Source organism: Sphaerisporangium cinnabarinum, from assembly GCF_055567015.1.
On sequence record NZ_JBVHRG010000009.1, the window covers coordinates 125862 to 150519 of the forward strand.

General features: G+C 70.7%; 19 protein-coding genes. 10 read left to right on the plus strand and 9 right to left on the minus strand.

Features of this window, described 5'->3' with window-relative positions:
- Positions 1-68: 68 nt before the first annotated feature.
- The 4 genes from trxB to ACZ4MO_RS14015 all read left to right on the plus strand — a co-directional run bounded on the left by trxB (position 69) and on the right by ACZ4MO_RS14015 (position 4057).
- Positions 69-1097, plus strand: a complete 1029-nt coding sequence (gene trxB / locus ACZ4MO_RS14000; protein ID WP_175009433.1) for a thioredoxin-disulfide reductase — start codon at positions 69-71, stop codon at positions 1095-1097.
- A 40-nt stretch (positions 1098-1137) separates the two neighbouring features.
- Positions 1138-1470, plus strand: coding sequence for a thioredoxin (trxA, locus tag ACZ4MO_RS14005; protein WP_175009432.1), 333 nt, complete (start codon positions 1138-1140; stop codon positions 1468-1470).
- A gap of 131 nt (positions 1471-1601) precedes the next feature.
- Positions 1602-2933 carry an aminotransferase-like domain-containing protein gene (locus ACZ4MO_RS14010; protein WP_499279124.1) on the plus strand — a complete coding sequence of 444 codons (1332 nt, stop codon included), beginning with the start codon at positions 1602-1604 and terminating at the stop codon, positions 2931-2933.
- A gap of 203 nt (positions 2934-3136) precedes the next feature.
- The gene (locus tag ACZ4MO_RS14015; protein ID WP_255437318.1) at positions 3137-4057 is read left to right on the plus strand and encodes a D-alanine--D-alanine ligase family protein; all 921 of its coding nucleotides are present in this window, start codon (positions 3137-3139) and stop codon (positions 4055-4057) included.
- A 2681-nt stretch (positions 4058-6738) separates the two neighbouring features.
- On the opposite strand, the gene ACZ4MO_RS14020 is transcribed toward ACZ4MO_RS14015, so the two are convergent.
- The 8 genes from ACZ4MO_RS14020 to rpmH form a co-directional block, all read right to left on the minus strand.
- On the minus strand, positions 6739-7608 hold the full coding sequence (locus tag ACZ4MO_RS14020; protein ID WP_499279125.1) for a ParB/RepB/Spo0J family partition protein: 870 nt from the start codon (positions 7606-7608) through the stop codon (positions 6739-6741).
- A 464-nt stretch (positions 7609-8072) separates the two neighbouring features.
- Positions 8073-9134 carry a ParA family protein gene (locus ACZ4MO_RS14025; RefSeq protein ID WP_255437317.1) on the minus strand — a complete coding sequence of 354 codons (1062 nt, stop codon included), beginning with the start codon at positions 9132-9134 and terminating at the stop codon, positions 8073-8075.
- Between the two features lie 227 nt (positions 9135-9361).
- Positions 9362-10024 (minus strand): 16S rRNA (guanine(527)-N(7))-methyltransferase RsmG, encoded by a 663-nt coding sequence (gene rsmG, locus ACZ4MO_RS14030; protein WP_175009427.1) that lies wholly within the window; start codon positions 10022-10024, stop codon positions 9362-9364.
- Positions 10025-10350: 326 nt separating this feature from the next.
- On the minus strand, positions 10351-10878 hold the full coding sequence (locus ACZ4MO_RS14035) for a R3H domain-containing nucleic acid-binding protein (protein WP_175009426.1): 528 nt from the start codon (positions 10876-10878) through the stop codon (positions 10351-10353).
- A gap of 39 nt (positions 10879-10917) precedes the next feature.
- On the minus strand, positions 10918-12009 hold the full coding sequence (gene yidC / locus ACZ4MO_RS14040) for a membrane protein insertase YidC (protein ID WP_175009425.1): 1092 nt from the start codon (positions 12007-12009) through the stop codon (positions 10918-10920).
- A 61-nt stretch (positions 12010-12070) separates the two neighbouring features.
- The gene (gene yidD, locus ACZ4MO_RS14045) at positions 12071-12406 is read right to left on the minus strand and encodes a membrane protein insertion efficiency factor YidD (RefSeq protein WP_175009424.1); all 336 of its coding nucleotides are present in this window, start codon (positions 12404-12406) and stop codon (positions 12071-12073) included.
- Entirely contained in the window at positions 12403-12771 is a 369-nt protein-coding gene (rnpA, locus tag ACZ4MO_RS14050; protein ID WP_175009423.1) for a ribonuclease P protein component, read from the minus strand. Before rnpA ends, yidD begins: the two co-directional genes overlap by 4 nt.
- Positions 12772-12777: 6 nt before the next feature.
- A complete protein-coding gene (gene rpmH, locus ACZ4MO_RS14055) occupies positions 12778-12915 on the minus strand; it encodes a 50S ribosomal protein L34 (protein ID WP_034225701.1) in 138 nt (45 codons plus the stop codon).
- Between the two features lie 541 nt (positions 12916-13456).
- On the opposite strand from rpmH, the gene dnaA reads away from it, so the two are divergent.
- From dnaA to ACZ4MO_RS14080, 5 genes are all read left to right on the plus strand, one after another.
- Complete coding sequence (dnaA, locus tag ACZ4MO_RS14060; protein WP_074803999.1) at positions 13457-14878, plus strand: chromosomal replication initiator protein DnaA; 1422 nt, start codon at positions 13457-13459, stop codon at positions 14876-14878.
- A gap of 1291 nt (positions 14879-16169) precedes the next feature.
- Positions 16170-17300, plus strand: a complete 1131-nt coding sequence (gene dnaN / locus ACZ4MO_RS14065) for a DNA polymerase III subunit beta (RefSeq protein WP_175009422.1) — start codon at positions 16170-16172, stop codon at positions 17298-17300.
- 53 nt (positions 17301-17353) lie between these two features.
- Positions 17354-18292: a phosphogluconate dehydrogenase (NAD(+)-dependent, decarboxylating) gene (gene gnd / locus ACZ4MO_RS14070; protein ID WP_175009421.1), complete on the plus strand. Its 939-nt coding sequence runs from the start codon at positions 17354-17356 to the stop codon at positions 18290-18292.
- A gap of 37 nt (positions 18293-18329) precedes the next feature.
- Positions 18330-19634, plus strand: coding sequence for a DNA replication/repair protein RecF (gene recF / locus ACZ4MO_RS14075; RefSeq protein WP_175009420.1), 1305 nt, complete (start codon positions 18330-18332; stop codon positions 19632-19634).
- Positions 19621-20241: a DciA family protein gene (locus ACZ4MO_RS14080; protein WP_342779597.1), complete on the plus strand. Its 621-nt coding sequence runs from the start codon at positions 19621-19623 to the stop codon at positions 20239-20241. Before recF ends, ACZ4MO_RS14080 begins: the two co-directional genes overlap by 14 nt.
- 104 nt (positions 20242-20345) lie before the next feature.
- On the opposite strand, the gene ACZ4MO_RS14085 is transcribed toward ACZ4MO_RS14080, so the two are convergent.
- Positions 20346-21833 (minus strand): hypothetical protein, encoded by a 1488-nt coding sequence (locus tag ACZ4MO_RS14085; RefSeq protein ID WP_175009419.1) that lies wholly within the window; start codon positions 21831-21833, stop codon positions 20346-20348.
- A 619-nt stretch (positions 21834-22452) separates the two neighbouring features.
- On the opposite strand from ACZ4MO_RS14085, the gene gyrB reads away from it, so the two are divergent.
- Complete coding sequence (gene gyrB, locus ACZ4MO_RS14090) at positions 22453-24516, plus strand: DNA topoisomerase (ATP-hydrolyzing) subunit B (protein WP_255437315.1); 2064 nt, start codon at positions 22453-22455, stop codon at positions 24514-24516.
- Positions 24517-24658 lie beyond the last annotated feature (142 nt).

Genomic DNA, 24658 nt, shown 5'->3' on the forward strand with positions numbered 1-24658 from the left:
GCCGCCCCGGCGGCGTTCACACTCTCGCGTGGTCGGCCGCCACGCATCGAGCATCCGAGGAGCAGCACGTGACCGAGCAGTCAGCCGTCCAGAACCTGATCATCGTCGGGTCCGGTCCCGCCGGGTACACCGCGGCGATCTACGCGGCGCGCGCGGGCCTCGCCCCGCTGGTGCTCGCGGGGTCGGTCACCGCCGGTGGTGCGCTGATGAACACCACCGAGGTCGAGAACTTCCCCGGTTTCCCCGACGGGATCATGGGCCCGGAGCTCATGGACCACATGCAGAAGCAGGCCGAGCGCTTCGGCGCGCGCATCGAGTGGGACGACGCCACGCTGCTCGACCTCGAGGGGCCGGTCAAGACCGTCGTGACGGGCAACGGCGACACCTACCGCGCCCGCGCCGTCATCCTCGCGACCGGGTCCGCGTACCGCGAGCTCGGCCTGGACGACGAGAAGCGCCTGTCCGGCCGCGGTGTGTCCTGGTGCGCGACGTGCGACGGCTTCTTCTTCCGCGACCAGCACATCGCGGTCGTCGGCGGCGGCGACTCGGCGATGGAGGAGGCCACGTTCCTCACCCGTTTCGCCGAGAAGGTGACGCTGGTGCACCGTCGCGACGAGCTGCGCGCGTCGAAGATCATGGCCGACCGCGCGCTCAACGACCCGAGGATCGAGTTCGCCTGGAACAGCGAGGTCGCCGGGATCGAGGGCGACAAGAAGGTCGAGGCGGTCACGCTGCGCGACACCGTCACGGGTGAGGAGCGCGAGCTCCCCGCCACGGGCCTGTTCGTCGCGATCGGTCACGAGCCCCGCACCGAGCTCGTCAAGGGGCAGATCGACCTGGACGACGAGGGCTACATCCAGGTCGTCGGGCGCACCACCGCGACCAACCTCGAGGGCGTGTTCGCGTGCGGCGACGCCGTCGACCACACCTACCGCCAGGCGATCACCGCGGCGGGATCGGGGTGCTCTGCCGCCCTCGACGCGCAGCGCTACCTCACGGAGCTCGCGGACGCGGCGGGCCTCGCGGACCTGGCCGGCACCCCGCAGACGCCGAACCCCGACGAGTTGCCCGAGGCGCTCGCCGAGCTCCAGGCCTGACCCCGCACCGCAGCCACCGACGCCCCCCAGGAGGTACACCATGTCGACCGTCCCCGTCACCGACTCCACCTTCCGCGCGGAGGTCCTCGAGTCCGACGTCCCCGTCCTCGTCGACTTCTGGGCGACCTGGTGCGGCCCCTGCCGCCAGGTCGCGCCGATCCTCGAGGAGCTCGCCGAGGAGTACGACGGCAAGATCAAGATCGCCAAGCTCGACACCGACGCGAACCCCGAGACGACCGCCGCCTACGGCATCGTGTCGATCCCGACGCTCAACGTCTACGTCGGGGGCGAGCTGCAGAAGTCGATCATCGGGGCGCGCCCCAAGCGCGCGCTCACGGAGGAGATCGACGCCGTCCTCGCCACGGCCGTCTGAGCCGTCGCCTCCGCGACCGCACGGACCGCGAGCGACCTCGCACCACGCACGCCGGAGGGCGGGCCACCAGCACGGTGGTCCGCCCTCCGGCGTCTTCACGCGATCCCCCGATCCTCCGTGCCACACTGGGGATCGTGACTGGACCGACGACTCCCTCGCAGCAGCCCGCTCCCAGCGGCACCCGCCTCGACCCGTGGTTCGGTGCCTACGCAGAGCGAGCGCACGGGATGCGAGCGTCGGAGATCCGCGCGCTGTTCTCGGTCGCGAACCGGCCGGAGGTCGTGTCGCTCGCCGGCGGCATGCCCTACCTCGAAGGCCTCCCCCTCGACCAGATCGCCGACACCATGCAGCGCCTCGTCGCGACGCGTGGCGCCACGGCGCTCCAGTACGGCTCCGGGCAGGGCGACGAGACCCTGCGGGAGCGCATCCTCGACGTCGTGCGACTCGAGGGCATCGAGTGCCACCCCGACGACGTCGTCGTGACGACCGGCTCGCAGCAGGCTCTCGACCTCGTCACGCGGATCTTCGTCGACCCGGGCGACGTGGTCGTCGCCGAGGCGCCGAGCTACGTCGGCGCGCTGGGCGTGTTCCGCTCCTACCAGGCCGACGTCGTGCACGTCCCCCTCGACGAGCACGGGCTCGTCCCGGAGGCGCTGGAAGAGACCCTCGCGCGCCTCGCCGCCGACGGGCGCCGCGTCAAGCTGCTCTACACCGTGCCCAACTTCCACAACCCCGCCGGCGTGACCCTCACCGCCGAGCGCCGCCCGCGCATCCTCGAGATCGCGCAGCGTTACGGCGTCCTCGTCATCGAGGACAACCCGTACGGGCTCCTCGGCTTCGACGGCCAGACGCTCCCCGCGCTGCGGTCGCTCGACGAGGACGGCGTCCTCTACCTCGGGTCGTTCTCGAAGACCTTCGCCCCGGGCTACCGCGTCGGCTGGGTCGTCGCGCCGCACGCCGTCCGCGAGAAGCTCGTGCTCGCGAGCGAGTCCGCCATCCTGTGCCCGTCCAACGCGTCGCAGCTCGCCATCGCCGCCTACCTCGACACGTGCGACTGGAAGGGCCAGATCAAGCAGTTCCGCGAGCTCTACCGGGAGCGACGCGACGCCATGATCGGTGCCCTCGCCGAGCACCTCCCCTCGGCGAGCTGGACCGTGCCGGACGGCGGCTTTTACACGTGGGTCCAGCTCCCCGACGGCCTCGACGCGCGTTCCATGCTCCCCCGCGCGGTCACCGCGCGCGTCGCCTACGTCCCCGGCACCGCGTTCTACGCCGACGGCACGGGCGCGAGCCACGTGCGCCTCTCCTACTGCTTCCCGACCCCGGAGCGGATCCGCGAGGGCGTCCGCCGTCTCGCGGGCGTCGTGAACGCCGAGCAGGAGCTCGTCGAGATCTTCGGCACCAACGCCGAGCTCGACCCCGACGTCACGGACGTCGAGAACCCCTCGCCGAACCTGGCCTGAAGCACTCACCACCCACGCCGCTGCGCCCCGGACGGGCGGCAGCGGCACCGAACAGGAGTCCGTCACCAGTGGACACGACCACGGGCAGCCCGACGACGACCGGCGCAGCCGACAGCACGACCTCGACGGACGCGCAGCGCCCTGACCAGCACCTTCACCTCCTCCGGCCCGACGACGACGTCCCCCCCGGCGGGCACGTCGCCATCCTCGCGGGCGGCCTCTCGCACGAGCGCGACGTCTCGCTCCGCTCCGGCCGCCGGGTCGCGGAGAGCCTCCGCGCCGCTGGTCTCGAGGTGACCGTGCACGACGTCGACGCCGACCTCTTGCCCTTCCTCGACTCCGCGCACCCCGACGTCGTCTGGCCGCTGCTCCACGGCGCGAGCGGGGAGGACGGCTCCATCCGCGACGTCCTCGAGCTCGTCGGGGTGCCCTACGTCGGGACAGGCCCGCGGGAGAGCCGCGCCGCCTGGAGCAAGCCCGTCGCGAAGAACGTCGTCCTCGGCGCCGGCCTGTGCACTCCCGAGTACGTCACCCTCCCCCAGAGCCTGTTCCGCGAGCTCGGTGCCCAGCCCGTGCTCGACGCGGTCGTCGCGCGACTCGGGCTCCCGCTCGTCGTGAAGCCGACGCACGGCGGGTCGGCGCTCGGCGTGACGCTCGTCGAGCGCGCCGACCAGCTTCCTCGCGCCATGGTGGACTGCTTCGCGTACGGGGAGGTCGCGCTCATCGAGCAGGCCGTCCGGGGCGTCGAGCTGGCCGTGAGCGTCGTCGACCTGGGCCGCGGGCCGCAGGCGCTGCCGCCGGTCGAGATCGTCACGACCGGACCGTACGACTTCGACGCGCGCTACAACCCCGGCCGCACGGAGTACTTCGCGCCGGCCCGGCTCGACGACGACATCCTCGGCGTCGTCGGCCAGGTCGCCGTCCGGGCACACACCGCGCTCGGTCTCCGCGACCTGTCGCGCACCGACGTCATCCTCGACGCCGACGGGGTCGTGCAGTTCCTCGAGGTCAACGTCGCGCCGGGGATGACCGAGACCTCTCTCCTCCCCCAGGCAGCCCGTGCGGCCGGCCTCGACCTCGGACACCTCTACCGGTCCCTCGTCAACGCCCACGTACGCCACTAGTTCGTCGCGTGCGCGACGTGGCGACGCCCCTGTTTCACGTGAAACAGGGGCGTTTCCCGTCTCTGCCCCGTCGACGGAGAGAGCTGGCTCAAGCCGGGCACCGGTGATGGTGGGGCCTCCACGCTGCCGCTCGAGCACCACCGGTCGCCTCGCTGGTGCACCGACATGAGCGCACGCCTTGTCCTGCTCGCAGACTCTTCGTCTGCCTCGTGGCACGGGCTCACTCTCACGGCTGCTGCTGCGTCGCCGGTGAGGAAACCCCGACCGCTCCGACGAGCAGGGCCAGCGCTCCGCGCGCGCCTGATCCTGGTGCCGCCGTGCCGCCGTGCCGCCGTGCGGCCGTGCGGCCGTGCCGGGACAGAAAGTGGTCTGGGGGTGCCGTCGCCTCCCGCCTCCCGCCCTTCGCTCTCGCCTCCGGCCCCTCGCCCCTCGCGACGGGACTGCGTCCGCGGCGGCGACTTCGAACCGGGTGGCGAGAGGCCGGACCTATCACACCCTCGCACCACGCGCCGCGCCGCCGTGGGGCGCCAGCCCGTACGCGCCGTGGTGGTCTCCCGCTCTGCATAACCCGCCGCCACCGCTCGTGGTACCGCCTCGCGGTCGTACGGCTCGTCGTCCTCCGTCGTCTCCTCAGCACCACCCGATGCGAATTGATGCCGCAACTCTCTCAAGTCCTGCGCACACCCGTCTCCAACCGGCCGGGATCGCCGCCGAGCCGTCTCGCGAGGGACCCCCGCGGCCCTCGCGGTCGACGGATTCGACGGGTAGCCCCGTGCGGTCCTCCAGGATGGCGTCGAACGCGACCGGCGCGGCTGGCGGCGTCGCGGCCGCGCGACTCCGCCGTGTGGTTCGACATCTCACTGACCCCACGAGTGTCGGGCTCCTCATGCCTGACGGTCCCGCGCGTGCCGCGCTCCGTCAGACCGAGACCGTCCACGCGCTCGCCGCGCTCGCCGCGCTCGGCCTCCGGAACCGTGACTTCCTTGACACCGTCGCGAGCACGGACCCACAGTTCCGACAGCCGTCTCGGTTGTGCCTTCGCCCCCGTCCAGCCGCGCCGGGTCCTCGACCGCATCGCCCTGGCCGTTTCACGTGAAACACCGTCGCATCGCGGTGATCGCCACGGGACTGGGCGTGGTTGAAGCTGTCCACTACGTCGGGGCCCGGGAGACCGGACCCACCGTGTCAACTGCGCCGGCAAGCTGCACTGACCGGCTCTCCGATGCGAGGTGTGAGGCGAGCGGATGCGCACTGAACAACGGCGCCAGTCGCCGACGTCGCGTCGTGACGCTCTGAGACCCCTCCACCTTCGCAAGGTGCGGCGGTTGGTGGGAACACGGTTGTGGTGGGAGGCGATCACTCACCACCGCCCCACCCCGGGAGACCCCTCAGTTCGTGTTGCTGACCGCCGCCGTTCCGACCGGGCTCGGTCTAGCGGGACCGCTCCCCTCCCCCGCCGTGGGCACGGGGATCGTCGCCAGCAGGACGACCCTGAAGTTCCGGGTGCTGCCCCGCGCACGCCGAGACCCCGTTCATCGGCACTATGCCAGTCCGATGTTCCACGTGAAACGATCGACTGCATCGCCAAAGAGCAGAGCACGACAGCCCCTCTCTCTTGCCGAGAGCACGCCCACCTCGAAGCCGTTGCGGCCCATGCCGGTCTGGCGCACTCCTCTGGCGACGTCGCGACTGCTCATCCGTCTCGGAGCTGGCGAGTGACACGCGCGCCCCAGCACGCCGACCTCAGGGCCTACCCGACAGCGCTCACCGTTGGTGGACGCTTGGGGCGCCAGCGACCCCGTCAGTTCGCATGCACGAACGCCGGATCCTTGCCCACCTCCTCCTCGCGCATCGGTGGAGACTAGGAGAGGTCACGACGTGCTCGACGCGTCGGAGGCGAGAAGGCCCGCCGCAGTACCGCAGGCGCATCATTCTGTGCGCTGCGGCCGCGCAACTCAGGAGCGGGGCGTATCGCTGCTCCTCGGCGGGTGCCCAGAGCACGAAGATCACCGGCGGCGCAGGCCGCGCCATCCGTGCCCCGTGTGTGTGGCCCTGCGCGCTGGGCTTGACCGGTGGTCCTTGAAAGGTGAACCTCGAGGTGAATTCAAAGCTGGTCGAATGCCGTCGATCCGATCGGGTGTTGTGATCTGTGGCGCCGGTCCCGGCCGTGGACTCCGGTTCGCGACAACGGAACCGGAGGCGTGTTCCACGTGAAACGTGGCACCGAGAAGCCGTCCTCCCCGTCGTGGAGCCCTCGGCCGTGGTGTTTCACGTGAAACGAGGCGCACCGCCGGCCTGTGGGAGGGCCTCGTCGTGCGGTCGACCCTTCCCGCGCAGACGCCTGCGTGTCAGAGAGAACGAGAATGCGGGTCCGAGCGCTTGTCCGCACGCGACGCTGGTCGCGGCGCCCGTCAGTCGCTCCTCTGCCACGCACCGTCGGACGCGGCACGGGCGCGGCCACCCGTCGAGGCGAAACACAGGTCATCTACTGTCGAGTGAGCGCGTGTGCGCGCACGCAAGCTGCTCGCAGAGAATCGGCGAACTGGGCGGACGCTCCTCGTCCGTAGAGACAGACGGGGCGCGCGCACTCCCGTGTGGTGAGTGCGCGCGCCCCGCCCTGCGCTCTGGTCCCCGACGCTGGCCACGGGGACTCTGCGCCGGTGTACCGCCCCGCGATGCCTCTACTTGCGCAGCAGACCGGGATCGTCGGGCGCCATGACGTCGAGAATCCGGTTGAGGTCCTCGACCGAGGCGAACTCGACCGTCAGGCGCCCCTTGTTCTTACCCAGGTCGACCTTGACCCGCGTCTCGAAACGGTCGGACAACCGATGCGCGAGCTCGTCGATCGCCGCGGACCGCTGTCCCGCCCGCGGTGTCCGCGGCGCGCGGCGCTCACCGTCGAGGCCGCCCATGGCGACGATCTCCTCCGTCGCCCGCACGGAGAGACCTTCGGCGACGATGCGCTGCGCCAGACGCTCGATCTCCGCACCGTCGGTGAGACCCAAAAGAGCGCGCGCGTGCCCTGCCGAGAGCACTCCGGCAGCAACTCGCCGCTGCACCAGGGGAGGTAGACGCAGCAGACGCAGGGTGTTGGAGATCTGGGGGCGGCTCCGCGAGATGCGGTCTGCCAACTCCTCGTGCGTGCAGCCGAAGTCGTCGAGGAGCTGGCGGTATGCGGCAGCCTCCTCGAGAGGATTGAGAGCGCTGCGGTGCAGGTTCTCCAAGAGCGCGTCACGCAGCAGATCGGCGTCGTCGGTCTCGCGGACGATGGCCGGGATGACGTCGAGTCCCGCTGCCTGCGTCGCGCGCCAACGGCGCTCGCCCATGATCAGTTCGTAGGTGCCGGACTCCCCCGGCACCGGACGCACCACGATCGGCTGGAGCACCCCGATCTCGCGGATGGAGCCGATCAGTTCGTCGAGCTCGCCTTCGTCGAAAACGGTGCGCGGTTGACGCGGGTTAGGTCGGATCGAGGACGTCGCAAGCTCAGCGAACCGCGCCCCCGGGACCGGAACCAGATCCTCGGCCGCCCCACCCGCCCACTCCTCCACCGTTGTCGACTCAGCGGGCGAAGACGTGTCGAGATCCCGAGCGGGAGCTTGCTCCTCCCCCGTGCTTCGGCTCGCGTCGGATGTCGTTTCACGTGAAACGGCGTCCGTCGTCGGCCTATCGCTCGTCGATTCGTCGCGCGGGGTCACGGGTACCGCACTCGCGTCCGCGACCACAGCATCCAGCTCGGCGAGGTCAGCCTCCGAGAGTGACGTGAGCGAGGCAAGATCAGCGGGTCCGGAGTCCGCGTCCGCCACGAGCGTCGTGACGCTCGTCGCGGAGTCGGTCCCCTCAGCCACCGCGGTGGCTGATTCGTCGGCCGACCCAGCCGCCTCGCGGTGCTTCTCCCCGCTGGTCGCCTCCTCCGACACAGGGCTCGGGAAGAAGACGTCGACGGGCCGCCTGCCCTCGGAGCTCGTCGGGATCAGGGCGCCCAGTCCTCGCCCGAGCCCTCGGCGCTTCTCGCTCATCGCTGTTCCTCCTGCCGCAGGCCGGGACCACCGATGGTGCCGGCAAACTCATGGTCGTGGTGAGACGTCGATCCCGTGTGTGCTGACTGCGGAGGGTCCTGCGGCGGCGGCGAAGCGGCGTTCCTCTGCCCGTCGTCATCCGTCCCCTCGTCGCTTCGGTTCTCCGCGCGTTGGGTGAGCTCGCGGGCCGCCTCCAGGTAGGCGAGCGCGCCGGTCGACCCCGGGTCGTAGGTCATGACCGTCTGTCCGTGGCTCGGGGCCTCGGAGATACGCACCGAACGCGGGACCGTGGTCCGCAGCGTCTGCTCCGGGAAGTGCTCACGAACCTCCGACGCGACCTGCTGCGCGAGGTTCGTCCTCCCGTCATACATCGTGAGCAGGATCGTCGACACGTGCAGACCCGGATTGAGGTGCGCCTTGATCAGCTCGATCGTCTTGAGGAGCTGGCTCAGACCCTCTAGGGCGTAGTACTCACACTGGATCGGAATGAGCACCTCCCGGCCGACGACGAAGGCGTTCACCGTCAGGAGGCCGAGGCTCGGAGGGCAGTCGACCAGAACGTAGTCAATCGGCTCCAGACCGTCCCGCTCACGCTGCGCCAGGTACTCATCGAGGGCGCGGCGAAGTCGTGTTTCACGTGAAACCAGCGACACGAGCTCGATCTCTGCACCAGAGAGGTCGATGGTCGCCGGGACGCACCAGAGCGTGGGGATGTCAGGACACTGCTGGACGGCGCTCGCCAACGGGTCTCCATCGACGAGAACCTCGTAGACCGACGGTGTCCCCGCGCGATGCTCGACCCCGAGAGCCGTCGAAGCGTTCCCCTGGGGATCATTGTCGATCACCAGCACGTTGAGCCCGGCCATGGCCAGCCCAGCGGCGAGGTTCACCGTCGTCGTCGTCTTCCCGACGCCGCCCTTCTGGTTGGCGACGGTGATGATCCGTGTCGTCACCGGTCGAGGGAAACGCCGCCCGTGGAGGTCGATCCGGCGGCGAGCATCCTCCGCGAGCTGGGCGGCGAGCGGCGTCGAGTCGTCAGCGACGGGAAGACTGGCCATCAGTGCAGCTCGACGGTCGTCCTCGGTTCCCATGCTCTGTGCACCCTCCCCGTCGTGGGAGAGCGCCGCTCGCTCCTCGGATCCGTCGGGACCCACAGGGCTCTGCGTCACGCGTCTCATCCTCTCCGTCGTCGCCTCTCAGCATCCGCCGTACGCCATGGCGTCCGACGGATATCGGGGCCGAGATCTCGCGTGTCGCTCACGTGCTCGGCCACCTGTTCCCAGGATCAGCGTGAACCAGTCTGCCGCACGATACGAACGACGGTCGTGGTCTCCACACCAGGCAGCGTCGGCGCCTCAAGGATCTCCGGCTCCGATGCCTTGAGCTTGCGCAGAACCTTCCGTGCCGGATCGACCTCACGGCTCACGTTGCGACCCTTGAGCACGATCATCTCTCCGCCAGGACGAACCAGCGGGAGCGACAGCCGCGCGAGCTTGTCGAGTGCCGCGACGGCGCGAGACGTCACCGCGTCGCACTCGAAAGCGCCGTGATACTCCTCGGCTCGCCCGCGCTTGACCTCGATGTTCGGCAAAGAGAGATCCTCGGCGATCTCCGTGAGCCAGGCGCAGCGTCGCTCCATCGGTTCGATGAGGTAGACCGTCGCCTCCGGCCGCATCGCGGCGATCACGACGCCCGGGAGGCCGGCACCCGATCCGACATCCGCAACAAGGCCCGTCCTGGGCAGAAAGGGCACGACGGCGGCCGAGTTCAGGATGTGACGATCCCAGATGCGCGGAACCTCCCGCGGACCGATGAGGCCACGCAGCTCGCCTTCGTCACGCAGACGTTCCGCGAACTTCTCGACGGCGGGGAACGACTCTCCGAAGTACTCGATCAGCGCCTCCCGGGGGATCTCCGGCTCCTCGTTGCCTGCGGCCTCGTGCTGCATCGGGTCGTCTGCCTCCTTGTGTGCGAACGCCTCATCGTTTCACGTGAAACGACGGCAAGCGTGCGCGGCCCACCGAAGCGGTGAGACCGGGGTCGACTCTTGCCGTCGCGGTTGCACCGCGGTCCGAGGACCGCCGTGTCCGTCCCGCAGGGCCGTGGCGACTCCCGCGCTGGCGCGCCGTGGGGATGTCGGCCTTCCCGTCGTGCCAGCGCGTCCCGGCCCACGGGGGCCGGGACGACGCACGAGCCCTCGCACCATGCACTACGCCCCGCGTTTCACGTGAAACGCGGGGCGGGGTGGTGGTGCGGTTGCTGTCGCCGTCGGTGTCAGTCCGCCGGGTAGATGACGACGTAGCGCTGCGGCTCGACGCCCTCCGAGTCGCTGCGCAGCCCGGCGGCGGCTACCGCATCGTGGATGACCTTCCGCTCGAACGCGTTGAGCGGTTCGAGCGAGACCTTGGCGCCCTCAGCACGGACGCGCTCGATCGCCTCCGCGGCCTGCGCCGTGAGCTCACGACGGCGGCCCGCCCGGAAGCCGGCGACATCAAGCATGAGGCGACTCCGCTCCCCCGTCCTCGCTTGCACGGCAAGGCGGGTCAGCTCCTGCAGCGCATCGAGCACCTCGCCGTCGTCGCCCACGAGCGAGCTCAAAGCGGAGGGGTCGTCCGCGACGATCTCGACTGCGGCCCGGTCGTGCTCGACGTCGATGTCGATGTCACCGTCGAGGTCCGCGATGTCGAGGAGCTCCTCGAGGTAGTCCGCCGCGATCTCCCCTTCTTCCTCGAGCCGGGTGGTCTCCGGGGCGGATTCCTCGGTGGACGTCGCGTCGGGCGCGGGCGTCTCGGTAGGCGTCATGCGTTGCTCCTCACGGCACGTGCGCGCTCGGGCGCAGGGCTACTTCTGCTTCTTCTTCTTGGGCGCGGGCTTCGTCGCGCCGGTCCCGGACCCGGGCCCGCCCTTCGCGGTACCGCCGGGCGACGGCTTGTCCGCCGGGGCGTCCTCCACCGGAGCATCTTCCGGGGTGGTCGCCGCCACCGTTCTAACGGGACGAGGAGCGCTCTTCTGGCGGTCCTTGCGCTTGGGCTGCTGGCGCTGGCCGCGAGGCTGCTCGATGACCGGCGTCGCGTCCTCGACCACGCCCTTCGCGGCGCGCTTGCGCGCCTGACGCTCCTTGAGGAGGCGCTCCGCCTCCGAACCCGGAGCCGGCATGCGCCGGATCGTGTAGAACTGCTGCCCCATCGACCAGAGGTTCGTCGTGGTCCAGTAGACGAGAACACCGACCGGGAAGTTCACGCCGGAGACGGCGAAGATGAAGGGGAAGACGTAGAGCATCATCTTCTGCGTCGACGCCATCGGGCCCTCGAGCGCGGCCTTCGGCATGTTCTTCATCGTGAGCTGGCGCTGCGTGAAGAACGTCGTCGCGCACATCGCGATGATGAGGACCGCGATGACGATCTTCGTCTGCAGGTCGTCGGTGCGGAGGAAGACGTCCGACAGCTGCGCACCGAACACCGACGAGCTCTCGATGTCAGACGCCACGGACGCGTCGATAGGACCGATCGGCTTCGAGGAGCCGTCGGAGATCGGCACCAGGCCGTTCAGCACCCGGAAGAGCGCGAAGAAGATCGGCGACTGGAGCAGGATCGGCATGCAGGAGGCGAACGGGTTCGTCCCGTGCTTCTTGTACAGGTCCATCGTCTCGCGGCTCATGGCCTCGCGGGACGCCGGGTCGGTCTTTCCCTTGTACTTCTTCTGGATCGCCTGCATCTCCGGCTGCAACATCTGCATACCGCGCGACGCCTTGATCTGCTTGAAGAACAAGGGGATCAGGAGGATACGGATGATGATGACCAGGCCGACGATCGACAGGACCCACGCCGGGCCTGGGCCGTCGGAGAACCCGAGGAAGACGAGCCCCTGGTGGCAGAGGTACATGATCCACGCCACGACCCACTCGATCGGGGCGAGGAACGCGAAGAAGTCCATCGGTGACTGCTCCCTCAACTTCAGACAAAGCGTGTGAATCGCCCGGGGATCGGGCTACGGACTAGTGCGTGTGTCGTGCCGGCGGAACGTCGTCGACCCCACCGAGGCTCCAGGGGTTGCAGCGCAGCAGCCGCCAGAGGGCGAGGCCCGTTCCGCGCAGGGCGCCGTGCCGACGCACCGCCGTGAGGGCGTACTGGGAGCAGGACGGGTAGTACTTGCACGTGGGCCCCGTCATCGGCGAGATCACCGACTGGTAGGCCCTGATCACGCCGATCAGCGTGAGGGCGGGGACACGGCGCAGCAGGTCGACGACCCGGCGGACGACGCCGCGCTCGTCGCTTCCGGGCTCCTCGGGCGAGGACGGCGCCGGGACGCGCGGCGGGTGGGTCGTCGTCATCGACGCTCGCCCGCTCGATCGTGGAGCCGACGGGTCGCACGCACGAGACCGCTGTCGAGGTCGGCGCTGAGCTCCTCGAAGGAGGCGAGCGCCGCGCCGGGAAGCGCGCGGACGACGGCGCGCCCGTGCGCGGGCAGCACGGAGAGGCGCGACGCCGTGGCGGCGCGCAGTCGGCGCTTCACGAGGTTGCGGTGCACCGCGTTTCCCACTGCCTTGGAGACGACGAAGCCGACCTGCGGCTGCGCAGCACCCTCGGGGTCCTCCGAGAGGTGCACGACCACGGTCGACCTACCCGCACGCACGCCGCGGCGCACCGCCCGCTCGAAATCGACGGAACGGCGCAGTCGGTGCGCCGCGGGAAGCACGTGCGATCAGGCAGAGAGCTCGGTGCGGCCCTTGCGGCGGCGGGCAGCCAGGATGGCGCGGCCGGCGCGGGTCCGCATGCGCAGCCGGAAGCCGTGGGTCTTCGCCCGGCGCCGGTTGTTCGGCTGGAAGGTCCGCTTGCTCACGAGGTACTCCAAGAACGTCGGGGAGGTACACCGTCTATGTCCTCGACGATGCAGTGACAGGATCCGGTTGGCTCCTGCCGGTGGTTCAGGTCGTGCGCCGGACGGTTCCCCGCCCGGTCGCCGCTCAGGCACGCGGACCGGATGGCCATTGCTGGGGGCATCGGGTCCTCGCAGGCAGTTCGTGGCGTGAGGCCTCGTGTCGAGTTTCCTCCACGCGGGCGCGCCAAGAACACCTGGAACGGCTGTCTGACGTTACGCTGCGCGACCCTTCCGGGTCAAACCGCGACGGGTGACGTCCGCCGCGTGCGACGATGGCGCGGCGTCGTCCCGAATCCCGGCAACCTGCCGGGGGAGGAACCCCACCCTACAACCCACAGCCTGTGGACAACTATGTGGATGAGGGGTTCCCGTGGCACGATCGACCCCAGCATCATCCCATCCGTGACCTTCTCTCGTCGGCGCACCCCGCCCGGCCCGTCAGCGCGCTCGACGGCCGGAGCTGTGCCCGGCGCACGCTGTCAACCCCCGTGAGGAACTGCCCGTGGCCAACCCGGACGAGAACATCGCCGACGTCTGGGCACAGACCCTGAGCATCCTCGAGGCGAGCCCGGACATCACCCCGCGGCAGATCGCGTTCATCCGGCTGGCCAAGCCGTTGGCGATCCTCGACGACACCGTCTTCATCGCGGTCCCCCACGAGCAGACCCGCACGTACCTCGAGACGCGCGTCCGCGACGAGCTGGTGACCGCGATGTCCTCGTGCCTGGGGCGCGACGTCCGCTTCGGGATCACCGTCGACCCGGAGCTCAGCTCCGACCCGGTCCTCGCGCCCGCGTCGCGGCCGGCGGTCGAGCGCCCCTACATCGAGCCCGACGACGTGCTCCTCCCCGACCTGCCGCCTCCTCCCCCGCCGCGTCCCCAGGCCGAGCCCAGCAGGCTGAACCCCAAGTACGTCTTCGAGACGTTCGTCATCGGTTCGTCGAACCGGTTCGCGCACGCTGCCGCCGTCGCAGTGGCGGAGGCGCCGGCCAAGGCCTACAACCCGCTGTTCATCTACGGCGACTCCGGACTCGGCAAGACGCACCTGCTGCACGCGATCGGGCACTACGCGCACAACCTCTACCCGAACGTGCGGGTGCGCTACGTGAACTCCGAAGAGTTCACCAACGACTTCATCAACTCCATCGGTGAGGGGAAGGCCGGGGCGTTCCAGCGGCGCTACCGTGACGTCGACGTGCTCCTCATCGACGACATCCAGTTCCTGCAGGGCAAGGAGCAGACGATGGAGGAGTTCTTCCACACCTTCAACGCTCTGCACAACGCCAACAAGCAGGTCGTCATCACCTCCGACCTGCCTCCCAAGCAGCTGAACGGGTTCGAGGACCGTCTCCGGTCGCGGTTCGAGTGGGGCCTCATCACGGACGTCCAGCCGCCGGACCTCGAGACGCGCATCGCGATCCTCCGCAAGAAGGCGTCGAGCGAACGTCTCGCGGCTCCGGACGACGTGCTGTCCTACATCGGTTCGCGCATCTCGACCAACATCCGCGAGCTCGAGGGCGCGCTGATCCGTGTCACCGCGTTCGCGAACCTGAACCGCCAGCAGGTCGACCTCCCGCTCGCGGAGATCGTGCTCAAGGACCTCATCACCGACGAGGACAGCGCGGAGATCACGCCCGCTGCGATCATCGCGCAGACGGCCGCCTACTTCGGCCTGACGATCGACGACCTCTGCGGCAGCTCCCGTTCGCGCGTCCTCGTCACCGCACGGCAGATCGCCATGTATCTGTGCCGCGAGCTGACCGACCTCTCGCTCCCGAAGATCGGTCAGCAGTTCGGCGGCCGCGACCACACGACGGTCATGCATGCGAACCGCAAGATCACCGAGCAGATGGCGGAGCGACGCTCCACGTACAACCAGGTCACGGAGCTCACGAGCCGGATCAAGCAGCAGCACCGCGGCTGAGGCGGCGCCGCCGTGGTCCTGACGGTGCTGCTCCCGACGACTTCGCCGCGCCCCACGGTGGACGCCTCTGCCGCCCGGCTCCAGCCGTGGCGCGCAGGCCACCCGCGACCACACCCGAGCGCCCCGGCCCCGCGATCGCTCACGCTCTGCGTCGACCCCCGTCGGCCACCTCGACCTCGATCCCCGACGATCCCCGACGATCCCCGACGATCCCCGACGGAGCGGGACACGCGAGGCAACGGACCGTCCGTCGACGGCGTCGGGCCGTCTCGCGTCGGCGACGTCCTCTCACCCGACCTCTGCCGTGCCCGGACGAGCTCGTGCACGCCCACGACGGCGAGCGGCCGTCGGACTTCCGCGCGCCTTCGAGCGGTCCTCGGAGCGTCGTCGTCGAGCGGGATGCCCCGTCCTCGCCCCTCCCGCTCACTGTCCACACGTTTCCCCACTGCGGTGCTCTCAGCTGTGGATATCGCCCTCAGCGAGCGACCGCCTCCGCGCATCATTGCTGCGAACCGCACTCGTACACAGCATGTGGGTGGAGTTGTCCACAGTCATCCACAGGGTTCCTGTGGGTATTCACATCCGCAGAATGCGGGCGCCGGCGGTCGACCACAGAGGCCTACCTGGCGCGACAAATCCCGACAAGATCATGGTTTTCCCCCCGAAACCTGTGGACGGGCCAGCTCGTACACACCCTGTGGACGGCATCACCACGCCCGGTCTGTGCACAGTTCTGTGGACAGCTGTGGATGAAGGTGCTCTCCGTGTGGACGGGGCACCCTCGATCGGTGGACGACGTGTGGGGACAGATCGCCCGCCCACAGGGGCTGCGACTTTCCCACACTGGACGCACCGGTTCGTCCACACGCATTTCTGCCCGCTGACCTGCGCAGACACCGGTTTTCCACGAGATCCACAACCCCTATGACGACGACGAAAGTGTTCTCAGAGGGGAAATTCCACACGCCTTCATCAGGCTCCGGCGCCGACGGTGCGACCTGTGCCCCGACGAGCCTCGCTCCGATCCTCACCGACCCACGCCGAGAGCGCGACGTCGCCGAGGTCCCCAGGCCTGTCGTTCCAGTTCCTCCCACCCGCCTCCTCGCGTAGGGTTCATGCACGACACGTGTGCGCGGACCTGCGACCCGGCTCCTCACGTCCACAGCGGCAGACCTGCCCCGTGGACGACGGAGGACGAGCGGCCCCGACGGCGAGCCCGGCGTCGCGGCGACGCAGGACGACACATGTGAAGATCGGGTCCGATCGAGACGTGGGGACGAGAGGGTGTGGGATGAAGTTCCGGGTTGAGCGTGATGTCCTGGCCGACGCGGTGACCTGGACGGCGCGAACCCTGCCGACCCGCCCGCCGGCGCCCGTCCTCGCCGGGGTCCGGCTCGAGGCCGACGCGTCCGGGACCATCGGCCTGTCGAGCTTCGACTACGAGGTCTCCGCGCGCTCCGAGATCCCCGCCGAGGTCAGCGAGCCCGGCACGGTGCTCGTCTCCGGCCGGCTGCTCGCCGAGATCTCCCGGGCGCTGCCTGCGAAGCCCGTGGACGTCGTCCTCGAGGGCAACAAGGTCACCGTGACGTGCGGCGCGAGCCGGTTCACGCTCCTCACCATGCCGGTGGACGAGTACCCGGCGCTGCCCGCGATGCCCGAGCTCTCCGGCACCGTCTCGGGCGACGAGCTGACGAACGCCGTCGCGCAGGTCACGGTGGCGGCGAGCCGCGACGACACGCTGCCCCTCCTCACGGGCGTGCGCGTCGAGATCGAGGGCGAGAAGATCACGCTCCTCGCGACCGACCGGTACCGCCTCGCCCTGCGCGAGCTCACCTGGACGCCCGTGACCCCGAGCTACTCCGCGGTCGCCCTCGTGCGCGCGCGCACCCTCAACGACGTGGCGAAGTCCCTCGGCAGCTCGGGCCTCGTCAACATCGGGCTCAACACGGGCGCCGGCGTGGACCTCATCGGCTTCGAGGCCGGGGGTCGTCACACGACGTCGCAGCTCGTCGACGGGGACTACCCCGCCGTGCGCCGGCTCTTCCCGGACGAGACGCCGATCCACGCCGTCGTCCCCACCGCCCCGCTCATCGACGCCGCCAAGCGCGTGTCGCTGGTGGCCGAGCGCAACACGCCGATCCGTCTCTCGTTCACGGACGGCCAGGTCGTCCTGGACGCCGGTCAGGGCGACGACGCGCAGGCGTCCGAGGCGCTGGAGGCGGTGCTCGTCGGCGAGGACATCTCGGTGGCGTTCAACCCGCAGTTCCTGCTCGACGGCCTGGGCGCGCTCGGCACCGACTTCGTGCGCCTGAGCTTCACGCACCCGAACAAGCCGGTCGAGTTCACGGGTCAGGACTCGCTGGACGGCGAGGACTCGTCCCACTACCGCTACCTGCTGGTGCCGATCCGCTTCGCCGGCTGATCCCGACGGAGCCGGACGGCTCGCACCGCACCACCGCACCCCGGAGGACTCGTATGGTCACGCGCATCGGCCTCGTCGGCCTCGGCAAGATGGGCAACAACATGCGGGCGCGCGTCCGCGCCGCCGGCATCGAGGTCGTCGGGTACGACCCTCGCCCCGAGGTGTCGGACGTCGCGACGCTCGCCGACCTCGTGGCAGCGCTGCCCGACGACGGCCCGCGCATCGTGTGGGTCATGGTCCCCGCGGGCGACGCGACCCGTGGCGTGGTCACGGAGCTCGGCGCTCTGCTCGCCGAGGGTGACTTCGTCATCGAGGGCGGGAACTCGTACTACGCCGAGGACCAGGCGCGGGCCGCTGAGCTGGCCGAGAAGGGCGTGGGCTACCTCGACGTCGGTGTCTCGGGCGGCGTCTGGGGCCTCGAGAACGGCTACGGCCTCATGGTCGGCGGGGACCGGACGTACGTCGACGCGGCCATGCCGGTCTTCGACGCCCTGCGCCCCGACGGCCCGCGCGAGGAGGGCTTCGTCCACGCGGGCGAGGTCGGCGCCGGGCACTTCGCGAAGATGGTCCACAACGGCATCGAGTACGGGCTCATGCAGGCGTACGCCGAGGGCTACGAGCTCCTCGCCGCCAAGAGCGGGCTCGTCAAGGACGTGCACGGCACGATGAAGGCGTGGACCCGCGGCACGGTCGTGCGCTCCTGGCTCCTCGACCTCTTCGTCAAGGCGCTCGAGGAGGACCCGCAGCTCGCCGCGATCGACGACTGGGTCGACGACTCCGGCGAGGGCCGCTGGACGGTCGACGAGGCGATCGACAACGCCGTCCCGCTGCCCGTCATCTCCGCTGCCCTGTTCGCGCGCTTCGCGTCGCGCCAGGAGCAGTCGCCCGCGCTCAAGGCCGTCGCCGCCCTGCGCCAGCAGTTCGGCGGGCACGCGGTCAAGGCGGCCGGGCCGGCCTCCCCGGGAGCCGGGCCGCTCGAACCCCCGGCCTGACCGGTCCCGTCCGACCCCCTCGACCCGCGCCGCACCGATGTACGTCTCGCACCTCTCCCTCGTCGACTTCCGCTCGTACGAGTCCGTCGACGTCGAGCTCGTCCCGGGCGTGAACGCGCTCGTCGGGCAGAACGGGCAGGGCAAGACGAACCTCGTCGAGGCGATCGGGTACGTCGCGACGCTCACGAGCCACCGCGTCGCGGGCGATGCCGCGCTCGTCCGTGCGGGGGCCGCGCGCGCCGTCGTGCGCACGCGCGTCGTGCGAGGTGACCGGGCGAGCACCGTGGAGCTCGAGATCGCGTCGGGTCGGGCCAACCGGGCGCGGATCAACCGCTCCCCGGCCCAGCGGCCGCGCGACGTCCTCGGCATCGTCCGGACGGTGCTCTTCGCGCCGGAGGACCTGGCGCTCGTCAAGGGCGACCCGGACGGGCGGCGCCGCTTCCTCGACCAGCTCGCGGTGCTCCTGGTGCCGCGCGTGGCGGCGCTGCTCGCGGACTACGACCGGGTGCTGCGCCAGCGCGGCGCTCTGCTCAAGTCGGCGACGGCGCTGCGCGGCCGCGGCCGGCGCAGGCCGTCCGCCGTCGAGCCGCCGCCCGACGACGACGCGCCCGAGACCACCGCCTCGCCCCTGGCGACCCTGGAGGTGTGGAACGCGCGCCTGGCGAGCCTCGGCGCGGAGATCACGGCGCTGCGCCTGCAGCTCGTGGCCGCGCTCACGCCCTACGTCGCGGAGGCGTACGAGCAGGTCAGCGCGGGGCAGGGCGAGGCACGCATCGCGTACCGCTCGTCCGTGGACGAGGCGCTCGACGCGGACGACGGCCCGGCAGGTGGGCCCGCGGCGGGCGACGTCGCGGACCCGGGTGAGGCGCCGGCGTCGGGCATCCCCGACGTGGCGACGCTCGAGAGGCGCATGCTGGAGGCCATGGAGGCCGTGCGCGCGAAGGAGGTCGACCGCGGGGTGAACCTCGTCGGTCCCCATCGTGACGACCTCGTCCTGACCCTGGGCGGCCTCCCGGCGAAGGGGTACGCGAGCCACGGCGAGTCGTGGTCGTTCGCGCTCGCGCTGCGGCTCGCGTCGTACCGGCTGCTGCGCGACGGCGCCCCCGCGGGCCTCGACTCGCTCCTGTGGGCGGACCAGTGGGGGCCCGACGGCGAGCCGATCCTCGTGCTCGACGACGTGTTCGCCGAGCTCGACGTCCGGCGGCGTGAGCGGCTCGCCGAGCTCGTGGCCGACGCGGGCCAGGTGATCATCACCGCGGCCGTGCCCGACGACGTCCCGAGCCTCCTCGACGGCGCGCGGTTCGCCGTGCACGACGGGACGGTGGACCGTGTCGAGGACTGAGCACGCGGACCGGGACGGCTCTCGAGGTCAGGACGACGACGCGCGTCCCGCTGCGGCCGACGACCTCCCGGAGCGACGCCCCACGGGGCTGCCCGTGGGGCACGTCGTGGACCTGACACCGCCCGCGGAGGTGGCGCGCCAGGCTCTGAACCGCGCCAAGGCGGCGGCGCGCGCGAAGGGGCTCCGGCCCGGGCAGGAGCCTCGCCGACGCATCCTCGCGGACCCGCCGACGTCGGGCGCGCGCCCGGGCGGCCGCGACCCGCAGCTCCTGGGTGACGTCGTCGCGCGCCTGCTGCGCGAGCGGGACTGGGTCGCGGACGTGTCGGTGGGGGGCGTCGTCGGGCGGTGGCGCGAGGTCGTCGGCGACCAGGTCGCCGACCACTGCGAGCCCGAGACGTTCGAGGACAAGGTCCTCGTCGTGCGGGCCGACTCGACGGCGTGGGCGACGCAGGTGCGGCTCCTCACGCCGCAGCTGCTCGAGCGGCTCGCGCGCGAGGTCGGCGAGGGGGTCGTCGAGACGGTGACCGTCCTCGGGCCGGCGGGGCCGAGCTTCCGCCGGGGGAAGAAGTCCGTGCGCGGCCCGGGCCCACGCGACACCTGGGGCTGAGCCCGCCCGGACCGACGACGAGGCCCGCCGTGAAGGGGGCACGGCGGGCCTCGCGCGGGTGGTGACCGGGGCGTTGGTCACCACGTCATGGGGTCGTCAGGGGGTCACGCCTGCGCTCGACGACGCAGCCAGAGCACCACGGCACCGCCGCCGACGAGCAGCGCGGCGAACGCGGCCGCACCCGCGACCGTCGCACCGGTCGCGGCGAGCGCCGGGCCGCTCGGCTCCGCCGGGCCGGCGACGTCCTCGACGGCCACGGGCGCGACGGTCGGGTTCGCGCACGCGCTCGTCGCCGGCGGGTACTCGACCACGGTCGAGTACGACGGGTTGACCTCGAACAGCACCTCGGCGCCGTCGCGGGTCCAGGCGTAGTTGCCGTCGGTCTCGGTGTACGACCCGTCCTCGTTGCGGACGAACCCGGGCCACTGCTTCGGCTCCTCGGCAGAGGCTCCCGGCCACAGGAGGGTCCCGCTGAGGGGCTGGTCCGTCACGACGTAGTCCTCGCCGCCGTTCGGGTGCAGGAAGGTGATCGTCAGCGGTGTCGCCGAGTCGACCGTGACGCCCTCGGGCAGGGCGACCTCGTAGCCGAGGTAGGGGACGTCGCCCTGGCAGACGGCGCCGATCTCGCCGGGCACGAGCGCGCACGCCTCGTCGTCGGGCACGAGGTCCTCGAGCGGGAAGAGCGCGAACCGGCCGTCCTCGGTCACGAGGTAGCCCAGCTCCTCGGTCTGGGGGGAGAAGGTCGCCGCGGCGTCCTTCGGCTCGGCGACGACGCCCTCGTCCGTGAGGGTGTACCGGACGTCCTCCGACTCGGCGGGGAGGTTCTGCTCCGTGAGCTCGGTGCCGCAGACCTCGACGGCGGTCGGCACGGCCGGCGTGACGACGGCGTCGACCTCTTCCTCGACGGGCTCCGGCGTCTCGCACGCGCCCTCGGGGAGGAGGTCGGCGAGGTCCTGGTGGTCCCACGCGATGAGCGTGCCCTCGGGGAACTCGCCGAGGTGCTTCCCGTCGGGCGAGTAGCGGATGTCCGTCGGGAGGCCGTCGAGGCCGTCGGGCAGGTTCACGAGGTCCTGCTGGACGGCCCAGGCGGTGCAGAGCTCGGGCGTGTCGACGTCCGGCTGGATCGTGCGGGCGACCTCGCGGACGGCCTCCAGGTCGAGGGGCTGCACGACCCAGGCCTTGTCCCACGGCTTCTCCGGCAGGGGGAACTCGGCGCTCGTGACGATCTTCTGCGGGCCGGAGTTCTCCCAGGCCGCCGGCTTCGCGGGGTCGGTCTTGGGATAGACGTAGACGCCGACCTGCACCGGGGCGTCGGGCGTCTCGCAGGCCCGGGTCGAGCCGGACTGCTCGTGGTCGTACTGGCGACCGTCGGACGCGTCGACGGAGACGGTCCAGGTGTGGTCCTGCGTGGGGTCGAGGTCGTACGACCGCGTGAGCTGGCGCTGGAAGGTCGTCGACTCGACCTCCTTGCCGTCCACGGTGACGGTGAGCTGGTTGCTCTTCTGCGAGTAGGCCCAGAGCTTCACCGAGAGCGTCGTGCAGTCGGCCGTGACGACGGGCGTGTGGGCGGAGGCGGGTGCCGCGGTGGCCACGATCAGGCCACCGAGTGCGAGCGCTGTCGCCGCAGCGCTCGCGAGGAGTCTCTTCACTGAGTGGGGTCCCTTCGGGGTCGAGCCGCCCGCGTGGCGATCACTGCTGCGCGGACGACGCGCGAATCAGGATGGTGTGTGGTATTAGACCACTTTCCGCGTGAAACGCCGATTCCCGACTTGTCAGTTGCGGTAGCGCTCCCATCCGCCCGCCCAGACGGTTGCCGTGGGCACTTTCTCGGGCTGCTCCCCAGGTAGTCCGGGCGGCGCCCACAGCGCCTGTGGACAACCGTGTGGAGAACTTTCGGGCGGGCGGCGCGGATCGCGTCGCGAATGTCTCGCGAGATGACCTCAGGACGGCCGAGATCCGCGGAATTCGGCTCGTGGCGGGTAGACTGGGGAGGTCATTCCGGGTCTTGTCACCACCCGCCCGCGCAGCCCGTCCGCGGCGCCTCCATCAGCCGTCCGCGGCAGGTCGGACGCTCCCCCCACGGAGCCGGCGCAGGCGGCGGTGCGGGCCCGGAACCTTTGAGCAGCGGCGGCCGGTCCGGCACGGACACGGCGGCCGCGCGCACGACGACGAGGAGCAGTCCTGCCCGTGGCAGAGCACACCGACACCGCCATCCCCGACCCGACGGCGTCCGCGGAGGCGGCACCCTCGGCGGGCGGCGGCTACGACGCGAGCAACATCACCGTCCTCGAGGGCCTCGAGGCAGTCCGCAAGCGTCCGGGCATGTACATCGGCTCCACCGGTGAGCGAGGCCTCCACCACCTTGTGTACGAGGTTGTGGATAACTCTGTGGACGAGGCTCTCGCCGGCCACGCGGACACGATCGACGTGACGCTCCTCGCCGACGGTGGGGTGCGCGTCGTCGACAACGGGCGTGGCATCCCCGTCGCGATCCACCCCACCGAGGGCCGGCCCACCGTCGAGGTCGTCATGACGATCCTCCACGCGGGCGGCAAGTTCGGCGGCGGCGGGTACGCCGTCTCCGGCGGTCTGCACGGTGTCGGCATCTCGGTCGTCAACGCGCTCTCGTCCCGCGTGGTCACCGAGGTCCAGCGCGACGGCTACGCCTGGCGCCAGGAGTTCGCCGACGGCGGCAAGCCCGTGGGCGAGCTGCACCGCGGCGAGGCGACCGAGGCGACGGGCACGACGCAGACGTTCTGGGCCGACCCGACCATCTTCGAGACCACCGAGTACGACTTCGAGACCCTGCGCGCGCGGTTCCAGCAGTACGCGTTCCTCAACAAGGGGCTGCGGATCACGCTCACCGACGAGCGCCCTGCGCACCTCGACACCGGGGACGAGGTCACGGGCGAGGCCGAGGACGGCACGCCCGCGAGCGGCGACGGGACGTCGTCGGGCGCGTCGCCCGCAGCGCGCACGGTGAGCTACAAGTACGACGGCGGCCTCATCGACTACGTGAAGCACCTCAACGGCGCCAAGAAGGTCGAGCTCGTCCACCCCGACGTCATCGACATCGAGTCGGAGGACACCGAGCGGCGCATCTCCGTCGAGATCGCGATGCAGTGGACCAGCGCCTACTCGGAGTCCGTCCACACGTTCGCCAACACGATCTCCACGACCGAGGGCGGCACGCACGAGGAGGGCTTCCGCGCGGCGATGACCTCGCTGGTCAACCGCTACGCGCGCGACAAGGGCATCCTCAAGGACAAGGACGAGAACCTCACGGGCGACGACATCCGCGAGGGCCTGACGGCGGTCATCTCCGTCAAGCTGGGCGAGCCGCAGTTCGAGGGCCAGACGAAGACGAAGCTCGGCAACACCGAGGCGAAGACGTTCGTCCAGCGCGTCGTCAACGAGCGGCTGAACGACTGGTTCGACTCGCACCCGAACGAGGCCCGCGACGTCCTGCGCAAGGCGATCCAGGCGTCGCAGGCGCGGCTCGCCGCCCGCAAGGCGCGCGAGGCCACCCGCCGCAAGGGCCTGCTCGAGTCGGGCGGCATGCCGGGCAAGCTGCGCGACTGCCAGTCGAACCGCGCGGAGGAGTGCGAGATCTTCATCGTCGAGGGTGACTCCGCGGGCGGCTCTGCCGTGCGCGGGCGCAACCCCCGGACGCAGGCGATCCTCCCGATCCGCGGGAAGATCCTCAACGTCGAGCGCGCGCGCCTCGACCGGGCCCTGTCCAACCAGGAGGTCCAGTCGATCATCACGGCGTTCGGCACCGGCATCGGCGAGGACTTCGACCTCACCAAGCTCCGGTACCACAAGATCGTCCTCATGGCCGACGCCGACGTCGACGGCCAGCACATCGCGACGCTCCTGCTCACGCTGCTGTTCCGGTACATGCGCCCGCTCATCGAGAACGGGCACGTCTACCTCGCGCAGCCGCCGCTCTACCGGCTCAAGTGGTCGAACTCCCCGCACGACTACGTGTACTCCGACAAGGAGCGCGACGCGTTCCTCGCCGCCGGTCAGGCCGCCGGCAAGCGGATCCCCAAGGAGAACGGGATCCAGCGCTACAAGGGTCTGGGCGAGATGGACTACTCGGAGCTGTGGGACACGACCATGGACCCCGAGCACCGCACGCTCAACCAGGTGACCCTGGACGACGCCGCGGCGGCGGACGAGATCTTCTCCGTCCTCATGGGCGAGGACGTGGAGTCCCGCCGGAGCTTCATCCAGCGCAACGCGAAGGACGTGCGGTTCCTTGACATCTGACCCGCTCCTCGCGGAGCCGGGGGGCGGCAGGACCGCACGCCCCGGCGCGGCCCGCCCTCCCGGGCGGGTCCGGAGGGCTTCCAGGTCGACGACGCACGCAGAGACGAACGAACGAGGTAGACCGTGACGGACGAGCAGAACC

What these genes read in the sequence shown, in the direction of transcription:
- trxA (WP_175009432.1), top strand. Translation starts at nt 1,138, where the DNA reads ATGTCGACCGTCCCCGTCACCGACTCCACCTTCCGCGCGGAGGTCCTC.
- gnd (WP_175009421.1), top strand. Translation starts at nt 17,354, where the DNA reads ATGGTCACGCGCATCGGCCTCGTCGGCCTCGGCAAGATGGGCAACAAC.
- recF (WP_175009420.1), top strand. Translation starts at nt 18,330, where the DNA reads ATGTACGTCTCGCACCTCTCCCTCGTCGACTTCCGCTCGTACGAGTCC.
- dnaN (WP_175009422.1), top strand. Translation starts at nt 16,170, where the DNA reads ATGAAGTTCCGGGTTGAGCGTGATGTCCTGGCCGACGCGGTGACCTGG.
- ACZ4MO_RS14035 (WP_175009426.1), bottom strand. Translation starts at nt 10,878, where the DNA reads ATGACGCCTACCGAGACGCCCGCGCCCGACGCGACGTCCACCGAGGAA.
- yidD (WP_175009424.1), bottom strand. Translation starts at nt 12,406, where the DNA reads ATGACGACGACCCACCCGCCGCGCGTCCCGGCGCCGTCCTCGCCCGAG.
- yidC (WP_175009425.1), bottom strand. Translation starts at nt 12,009, where the DNA reads ATGGACTTCTTCGCGTTCCTCGCCCCGATCGAGTGGGTCGTGGCGTGG.
- ACZ4MO_RS14025 (WP_255437317.1), bottom strand. Translation starts at nt 9,134, where the DNA reads ATGGCCAGTCTTCCCGTCGCTGACGACTCGACGCCGCTCGCCGCCCAG.
- rsmG (WP_175009427.1), bottom strand. Translation starts at nt 10,024, where the DNA reads ATGCAGCACGAGGCCGCAGGCAACGAGGAGCCGGAGATCCCCCGGGAG.